Source organism: Anaerosporobacter sp. (genome assembly GCF_031551385.1).
Lineage (GTDB): Bacteria > Bacillota > Clostridia > Lachnospirales > Lachnospiraceae > Anaerosporobacter.
On sequence record NZ_JAVBNS010000174.1, the window covers coordinates 1 to 8516 of the forward strand.

Annotated in this window: 9 protein-coding genes; all 9 read right to left on the minus strand. The window is 35.1% G+C overall.

Annotated features, from left to right (window positions below):
• Positions 1-144: 144 nt before the first annotated feature.
• Positions 145-576 (minus strand): HEPN domain-containing protein, encoded by a 432-nt coding sequence (locus tag RMR19_RS14035; RefSeq protein WP_310604122.1) that lies wholly within the window; start codon positions 574-576, stop codon positions 145-147.
• Complete coding sequence (locus RMR19_RS14040; RefSeq protein WP_310604123.1) at positions 539-949, minus strand: nucleotidyltransferase domain-containing protein; 411 nt, start codon at positions 947-949, stop codon at positions 539-541. Before RMR19_RS14040 ends, RMR19_RS14035 begins: the two co-directional genes overlap by 38 nt.
• 234 nt (positions 950-1183) lie before the next feature.
• A complete protein-coding gene (gene sigK, locus RMR19_RS14045; RefSeq protein ID WP_310604124.1) occupies positions 1184-1807 on the minus strand; it encodes an RNA polymerase sporulation sigma factor SigK in 624 nt (207 codons plus the stop codon).
• 99 nt (positions 1808-1906) lie between these two features.
• Entirely contained in the window at positions 1907-3262 is a 1356-nt protein-coding gene (locus RMR19_RS14050) for an MATE family efflux transporter (RefSeq protein ID WP_310604125.1), read from the minus strand.
• A 908-nt stretch (positions 3263-4170) separates the two neighbouring features.
• Complete coding sequence (locus RMR19_RS14055) at positions 4171-5403, minus strand: peptidase U32 family protein (RefSeq protein WP_310604126.1); 1233 nt, start codon at positions 5401-5403, stop codon at positions 4171-4173.
• A 106-nt stretch (positions 5404-5509) separates the two neighbouring features.
• Positions 5510-6160 carry an O-methyltransferase gene (locus tag RMR19_RS14060; protein ID WP_310604127.1) on the minus strand — a complete coding sequence of 217 codons (651 nt, stop codon included), beginning with the start codon at positions 6158-6160 and terminating at the stop codon, positions 5510-5512.
• A 76-nt stretch (positions 6161-6236) separates the two neighbouring features.
• Positions 6237-6728, minus strand: a complete 492-nt coding sequence (locus tag RMR19_RS14065) for an endolytic transglycosylase MltG (RefSeq protein ID WP_310604128.1) — start codon at positions 6726-6728, stop codon at positions 6237-6239.
• Positions 6729-6751: 23 nt separating this feature from the next.
• Positions 6752-7087, minus strand: coding sequence for a YlbF family regulator (locus RMR19_RS14070; RefSeq protein WP_310604129.1), 336 nt, complete (start codon positions 7085-7087; stop codon positions 6752-6754).
• Between the two features lie 50 nt (positions 7088-7137).
• Positions 7138-8516: ribonuclease J (locus tag RMR19_RS14075; protein WP_310604130.1), on the minus strand; the 1379-nt coding region annotated here is incomplete at its 5' end.

The window sequence follows — 8516 nt, forward strand, 5'->3', positions numbered from 1 at the left end:
TTATTCATTATTGAAATTATTGTTTCTGTGTTATTCAACATTCTCCATTCTCTTTCTCAACTTACAATAAAAAAGATAAATTATATGTTCTTTCTCTAGCTTTATAATACCATATTAGTCATTGCCCGCAATAGTGCAAGACAGTTATCTGAAGTCTTCTTGCATCTTTTCTTCCATTTTATCTATAATCATTTGGATTTTAGGTTGGATTGTATCCATAATTTTCTCAGCATCCTTCAAAGCCATGCGCATATCTTCCTCGTAAATTTCTGTATGATTTGGATATCGTACCTGCACCCCATAAGGCATCAGCCTTGAGCAAGGTTCCAAAAGAAAATCAAATTTTATGTCCACTTCCATACATAGCCTGCACAATTTCATTAGGTCATGTGTTTTGGGAATTTCTTTTTCTTCTGACGCAAGAAATCCTTTCAGCATTTTTTCTGCAGACTGCTCACAAAGATAACATATCACTTCCAGTTTATATGGGTGTAATGTCAATAAATGCTTTGCAGATGCAAGATCTCCTTCTGATAGACTAAGCCATTGACTGAGATAATTGTATGTTTCGTTCATACAGCTTTATTCCCCTCTCATATATTGTGCGTTCCAGCGTCATTGCAGTACATTTTGCGTGAAACCGCTCTGATTCATCCGCAAGAATATCAACTGAGCGGATATCCATTCTGGCAATAGCCATATTCATTTTCTGAATCGCTCTTAATGGACGTTCTATTCCATCTACCAGTACCACATAAAGGTCAAAATCACTATCTTTAGTCGGAGTTCCATAAGCAAAGGAACCAAAGAGATAAATTTCCTCAATTTCTACTACACTGGTGATCGCTTGGACTATTTCATCTAATTCTCTTCTATCCTTTTCTTCCATAGATATCTCTCCCTTTATTTTTGCTAATTTCATCATATCTAAAGTCTTTCCCTTTTTCAATATGTTTACTCTTACTTATCACGTATCATCCCATTATATTGATTTATACTAAATTGAATATTATATCCATAATAATATTATATCCATAATATAGGTAATTAAATTATAGCAAATTATAAAGAAAAAATATAGTCTTGGTTTAGCGTGCGCGCAGTATCATTAGCCAAAAAGGAACCGTTGTATAAACCCTACGCAACACATAGCGTTTATACAACGGTTCCTCTCTTATCTACTTTACTTTTCAAATCTTTCGCGAAGCTTCTTTAACGCCTTTTTCTCAATACGGCTTACATAACTTCTTGATATCCCTAGTCTTACTGCAATCTCACGTTGGGTTACTTCATCTCTTCCCCCAAGACCATAGCGAAGAATAATTATTTCCTTCTCTCGATCTGTCAGTAGCCTTTGAACAAACTGCTTTAGCTTCACAATGTTTTCTCGCGTCTCCAATACATCCACGATATCCTCGTCAATTGACTCAATAATATCTAGCAGATTGATTTCATTGCCTTCCTTATCAGCACCAATTGGTTCATACAGATAAACTTCCTTCGACTGTTTTTTACTACACCGAAGCATCATAAGAAGTTCATTATCTATGCAACGCGAGGCATAAGTGGCAAGACGAATTCCTTTATCTGCATCAAACGTATCAATAGCTTTGATTAACCCAATCGTACCGATAGAAATCAAATCATCAATTTCTTTATCTGGAGCACTATACTTCTTAACAATATGAGCTACCAAGCGTAAATTACGTTCAATCAAAATACTACGTGCTTCTTGACTACCGTTTTTGTATTGCACAAGATAAGACTTTTCCTCATTGGTGCTTAATGGCTTCGGAAATGATTTCATTTTTATAAGCACCTCAAAACTGATAGTTTATTACTATTCTATGTGAGGAAACCTATTTTTGTGCTTTTCCTACTCATTTCTTCTAATTTTGATACTCGTCTACATCTTAACTTTAGGTTCAAAATCCACTTTACGGAATAGATATTTCGCATATATAACAATAATAAAATTACTGATAACCATTGCATACCAAATACCACTTCGTCCTAAATCAGTTACATTCTTCATAAACAAGATTAACGGAAGTCGAACCACCCATAATCTCGCTGTTGCCGTATAGAAAGAATACTTCGTATTGCCCGAACCATTGAACACACCCATATAATTCTGTAATAATGCCATCAATGGCTGTGTCGCTAATACCCAGAATATATATTCCATTGCAATCTGTAATGTTTCCGTATCATTCGTTAAAAGTCCCAATAAAAATTCACGAAATGGGTAGATAATCAAACACCCAATACATGAAATAGCTACCGCAACATTTGTACTAGCACGATATGCTTTCTTCGCACGTTCCTTATTCCTTGCTCCAACATTCTGACCAATAAATGCTGCGAGAACTGATCCAAGCGCAGATACTGGTATCAAAAGTAAGTTTGAAATCTTATTTCCAATACTAAATGCTGCTGCAACACGTTCTCCATATGCCAAAATAATGGACTGCAAAATCAAAAAGCCAAGAGAGCTAAGTGCTTCACTTCCCGCTGATGGCAATGCAATACCAATTAACTTCGATAAATTCTTGGAATTAAAACGTAAATCCCGTACCGTTAAATGAAGTTCTTGGCGTTTTGAGAACATAAGATATAGTGAAATTGGTACAATTGCTATCTGAGCAATAACAGTTGATAAACTAGCTCCCAAGATTCCCATATTACACCCTCGAATAAATACTGCTGTCAAGATAATATTGATTACTATTGCTGTTGCCGACAAAATAACTGGTGTTGTTGTATCACCTCTTGCTTGTCTAGCCGCTTGGAATGCTGTGAATATAAATAGAAATGGCATCTCAAAGGAACGTACCCTCATATAAATCAATGCCTGCTCACGAACCTCACCTTCTGCCCCCATGAAGTTAAGCACACTAGGTATGATTACATATAAAATAGCATTGAATATAATGCCAATTCCAATACTAAGAACAAGTAATAATGCCATATATTCTTTTGCCTTCTCTGAATCCTTTGCCCCCAGATACTGGCTAATAACTGCAACCCCTGCAACAGCTAATCCCATACTAAGCGCCATAAATATATTAAGTAACGGCCACGATATTGAAATTGCCGCTTGAGCAGAAACCGAATTCTCCATCTGCCCAACAAAATATGTATCCACTAAATCATGAAAAGACTTCAATACATTAGCAAGCATAACAGGAAGAGCAAGGTAGATAAACGCCGTATATATGTTTTTCTCTTCTAATAATAGATATTCTCGATCCTTTTTCATATGTATACACAAAACTCCTTTACCTTTATTTTGTTACAACTTACGCCCCAACCATATAGAATCCTACACAGTTATATCACTTTAGATAAATATTACTGTTCACTCCATGACAAGTAACGATAATTCACTATATATAATTATAAATCAAACTCTATTTCATATAAATGTCTTATGTAACTGTAATGAAACTCTATTCATGTTCTATATTATACATTTGCCTTATTATCAAACAATCAAAACCTAATCCCTACACGAAACATTATTTATTATATCGAAAGATTTACTACCCAAAACCATTCTAAATATAACCGAATACCATAACCCAAAAAACCAACTAATAACTTATGATACAGAACCAAAAAGACAATCTCTTAGATTACAATACGCAGTACTACATACAAGCGCATCTCTTCTCTTAGAAATTGTCTTTCCTAATTAACAATCTACTATCTATGAATAATAAATCAACAAATCTTGCCACTAACTATTTGGTATTTATTCTATTATCATTTCAGTTATTTATCTTTTAGTTATTTATTCATCAACTTCCCGTACTTGTGTATCAACAACATATCCATGCAAAACTTCAATACCTATCCTTGCTTATTCACTGCTGTATTCTGACTAAAAAACGATAGCAACGCACCTTAGTACTTCTTAGTGTGTACATTCATAACCTAGGAAGGCGAGGCAAGGACGCCGAGCCAGCCCATGCTGAGGCAGGATGCCGAATCAAGGGCGATTCCGTAACGCTACGACACCTCCCCCGTACACACTTAGAAGCCCTTAGGTGCATAGCGTGTTTTGTGTCAGAATACATCAGCGAATAAGCTATGAAAACGTACAAAGTTTTGCATTCTAAGCCTTTAATACACAAGTACCTCAATCCAAATGAATCAATACCCCCACTACTCTTTTCTACGTAACAAATCTAAATCCTCTAATTCAATTCCAAAATCCACATAGATTTTTTGCTTTGGATGTGGACAGCTATCCATCGGTGTCCCCTTCTCATCCGTAATCGCTTTCACTGTCACCATAAGATTTTCACCATTTGGCTTCATCACCTCAATAGTATCTCCAACACTGAATTTATTTCTTTGCTCCAATTCATACATACCAGCTTCATTCTTGCCCTGAACTAACCCAAGGTAAGTGTATTCTTTCACATACGTATTGCTATCATAGATTTGTGTTTCATATGATGTTGGCCCAAAGAAGAATCCTGTTGTGAATTGACGGTACGTACATTTTGCAATTTCCTCTTTGTAGTAAGGAATGTTTTGACGATATGTCTCTTCACTAATAAAATAATCATCAATTGCTTTGCGGTAAGTTCTAGCTACAGCAGCAACATAAAGTGCAGTCTTCATGCGACCTTCCACTTTAAGACTATCAATTCCTGCTTCAATAATTTCTGGAATATGTTCAATCATACATAAATCTTTTGAATTAAAGATATATGTTCCTCTATCATTTTCAAAGATTGGCAAGTATTCGCCTGGACGAGTCTCCTCAACAATGTGATACTTCCAACGACATGGATGCGTACATGCACCTAGATTAGCATCTCTTCCAGTAAAATAGTTGCTTAATAAACATCTTCCAGAATATGAAATACACATTGCACCATGGATAAATGTTTCAATTTCAAGGTCATCTGGGATGTTTTTTCGAATCTCTCCGATTTCCTTTAATGATAATTCTCTCGCAGATACAACTCTTTTTGCGCCCATTCTCTGCCAGAATAGGTACGTTCTATAGTTTACGTTATTCGCTTGCGTACTGATATGAAGTTCCATATCAGGAAGTACTTCTCTTGCAATATCGAATACACCAGGGTCTGATATAATCAACGCATCTGGTTTAATCTCTTTCATTTCTTCAAAATACTCTGCAACACCTTCTAAATCACGGTTATGTGCTGTGATATTTGCTGTAATATATACTTTCTTCCCAAATTTATGAGCATATTTAATGCCCTCTATCATGTCTTCTTTCGAAAAGTTCTTTGCCTTCGCACGAAGTCCAAACATCTCTCCACCAATATAGACAGCATCTGCACCATAATTTATAGCAACTTTTAGAACTTCCAAACTACTTGCTGGAATTAATAATTCTGGTTTCTCTCTTCTGCTCATTATTCTGTTGTTCTCCTTTATATTTTTACGCTCTAATTACCGTTTCAATAATGTATTGTGGTCAAAAAACAGTTTTCCCATGACTGATATCACGGATTGCTACGCATTATATGCGTGTACTTAACGTAACACCATCTCCAATAGGCAAAACAATCGTATCAAATTCTTTCATATGTGTCAACTCATAGAGATACTCTCTCATTCGTGAATGTATCGTGCGATTTCTTCTTGTTACTCCATAGCGGGATTGTACTACATCTCCATCTTGTAATACATTATCAGATATTAGTATCCCTCCTGCTGGAAGCATCTTCATGATATTCGGTAAAAAGTTAATGTATTGACCTTTTGCCGCATCCATAAACATGAAATCAAATTGTCTTCCTTCTGCTGCCAACTGCTCTAATACATCTGCTGCATCACCCTCAATTAAAGTAATCTTATCTTCTCTGCCAACATATGTGATATTCTCTTTTGCCTTTTCAATTCGTTCTGGCATCTTCTCAATCGTTGTAATATGGCAATCCTCTCCCATATATTCACTCATTAGCAAAGAAGAGAAACCAACGGCTGCTCCAACTTCTAATATATTCTCTGGTCTTAAAGAACGTAGCATAAAACGAAGAAGACTCTGTGTAGGCTTCTTAATAATTGGTACATAATCAACAAGTGCCTGTTTCTCTATCTCGCTCAATTTTTCTGGCATTTCTTGCTCTAGCGAGAAGATATATGCTGCAATTCTTTCATCTACTATCATGAGGTTTTGCTCCTTATCTACAACACAAAAGAGTCATTACAGACATTTAGCCTGTAATAACCCCTTAGTATTTATCCTAATTTGTATTCTTCTTATTGGTATTTGAACTAGTTTTTTTCTGTCCATCTGCATCTTTTTCTGAATCCTTATCCAGATTATCTGAATCTTTATCCAGATTGTTATCATAATTCGATATGACATCTAATATCTCACCATATGTCATCGATGCATTTACCTTATATTTACCTGTTTTTATATTTGACTGAAACAACTTTGCACGTAAATAGAATGAATATTCATTCTCTATTACACGATTCATCACTAATTTTCTAGCGACACTCATCGTTGATTCACCTTTTTGAATTGTTATCGTAACGTCTTTTACATGCTCTCCAGCTTCTACATAGGATACTTCACCAAACACTTGATATGCAAAATCATACGCCACACCACTATACTTCGTTATAAGCATAACAACAATAACATAAAAAAGTATATTTAACAATACGTGTATAACAAAGCTTGATATTCCAAGTATAATTCTCGATGCTTGTGATCTTGATGCCATTTGGTGAACCCTCCTTTGCTGTATTACATAAAATCAATTTTCAAATCAATGTTGTCCCACATATAATGATTCACTTTCCTTAGCACAGTATTAATTCTCTGCTCTGCTATTAGAAATTCTTGAACTCTAGGAAGCATGAGGACATCACTGTACTCTTCTCTTAGTACTCTACATAATTCTAACGAATTCTCTTCTTGTGCAAGTTGTATACGAAAACTCATCTTTCGAAACTCATTCAAGCGAGTTAATACTTCACTTTCTCTTTCCAGTTCCTCGTATAGACGTCGATATTGATTATATTCATTACTCTTCTTGATTGAATCAACCAAGTTTTTCATCTGATATTCTATATCTTTCATTCGCAACCCGCCTTTACATTTCACTATTGCTATTATTCAAACAAATTGTTTTATACTTCCATAATGATTGGTAAAATCATTGGATTTCTCTTTGTTTTCTTCCATAGATAATCACTTAGAGAATCTTTGATTTCCATCTTAATCTTGCCCCAATCTGTGATATTACGACCAATACATTTATCAAGTGCATTATTAACAACTTCTCTAGCATCATCCATAAGTGTTTCGGATTCTCTTACATATACGAAACCACGTGACACAATATCTGGGCCAGAAAGTATCTGATTGCTGTATTTTTCTAATGTCACTACAACAATTAGTAAACCATTCTCTGATAGATGCTGACGATCACGAAGAACGATATTACCAACATCACCAACTCCAAGACCATCTACTAAGATGCCTTGTGCTGGAACTTTACCAACTACATTTGCTTTCTCATCTGAAATCTCAAGTACATCACCAGATGATAGAATATGAATATTATCTTTTTGAATACCAAGACTTTGTGCTACCTCTGCATGTTTCATCAAATGTCTGTATTCACCATGCACTGGAATAGAATGTTTTGGTTTTGTAAGTGTATAGATTAACTTAATTTCTTCTTGGCAAGCATGTCCTGATACGTGAGTATCTTGGAATACAACTTTAGCACCTTTCATAGATAATTCATTAATTACCTTAGAAACTGGTTTTTCATTACCAGGGATTGGTGTTGAACTAAAGATTACAGTATCGCCAGGTTTAATTGAAATTTTCTTATGAATAGAAGCAGCCATTCTTGACAATGCAGCCATAGCTTCTCCTTGACTACCTGTTGTAATTAATACAATTTGCTCATCTGTATAGTTTTTCATCTGCTCAATGTCAATCAGAATATTATCTGGCATAGTGATATAACCAAGTTCTGATGCTGTTGATATGATATTAACCATACTTCTTCCTTCAATCACAACCTTACGATTGTATTTTGCCGCTGAGTTAATAATTTGTTGCACACGATCCACATTGGATGCGAATGTTGCTACAATAATACGATGTTTTGTATTCTCTGCAAATATATTGTCAAATGTCTTACCTACCGTACTCTCTGACATGGTATAACCAGGTCTTTCTATGTTCGTACTATCACACATTAAGGCAAGTACACCCTTTTTACCGATTTCAGCAAATCTTTGCAAATCAATTGTGCTTCCGAATACAGGTGTATAATCTACTTTAAAGTCACCAGTATGCACAATGATTCCTGCTGGTGAATAGATTGCAAGTGCAGCTGCATCTGCAATACTATGATTAATACGAATAAATTCAATACGGAAACAACCAAGATTAATAGATTGTCCATATTTAATCACCTTACGTTTTGTTGTTTTTAATAAATTATGCTCTTTTAACTTATTCTCAATGATTCCAATTGTAAGTTTTGTTG

Coding starts and splice junctions, on each gene's coding strand:
- RMR19_RS14035 (WP_310604122.1), bottom strand. CDS start 576: ATGAACGAAACATACAATTATCTCAGTCAATGGCTTAGTCTATCAGAA.
- sigK (WP_310604124.1), bottom strand. CDS start 1,807: ATGAAATCATTTCCGAAGCCATTAAGCACCAATGAGGAAAAGTCTTAT.
- RMR19_RS14050 (WP_310604125.1), bottom strand. CDS start 3,262: ATGAAAAAGGATCGAGAATATCTATTATTAGAAGAGAAAAACATATAT.
- RMR19_RS14055 (WP_310604126.1), bottom strand. CDS start 5,403: ATGAGCAGAAGAGAGAAACCAGAATTATTAATTCCAGCAAGTAGTTTG.
- RMR19_RS14060 (WP_310604127.1), bottom strand. CDS start 6,160: ATGATAGTAGATGAAAGAATTGCAGCATATATCTTCTCGCTAGAGCAA.
- RMR19_RS14065 (WP_310604128.1), bottom strand. CDS start 6,728: ATGGCATCAAGATCACAAGCATCGAGAATTATACTTGGAATATCAAGC.
- RMR19_RS14070 (WP_310604129.1), bottom strand. CDS start 7,087: ATGAAAGATATAGAATATCAGATGAAAAACTTGGTTGATTCAATCAAG.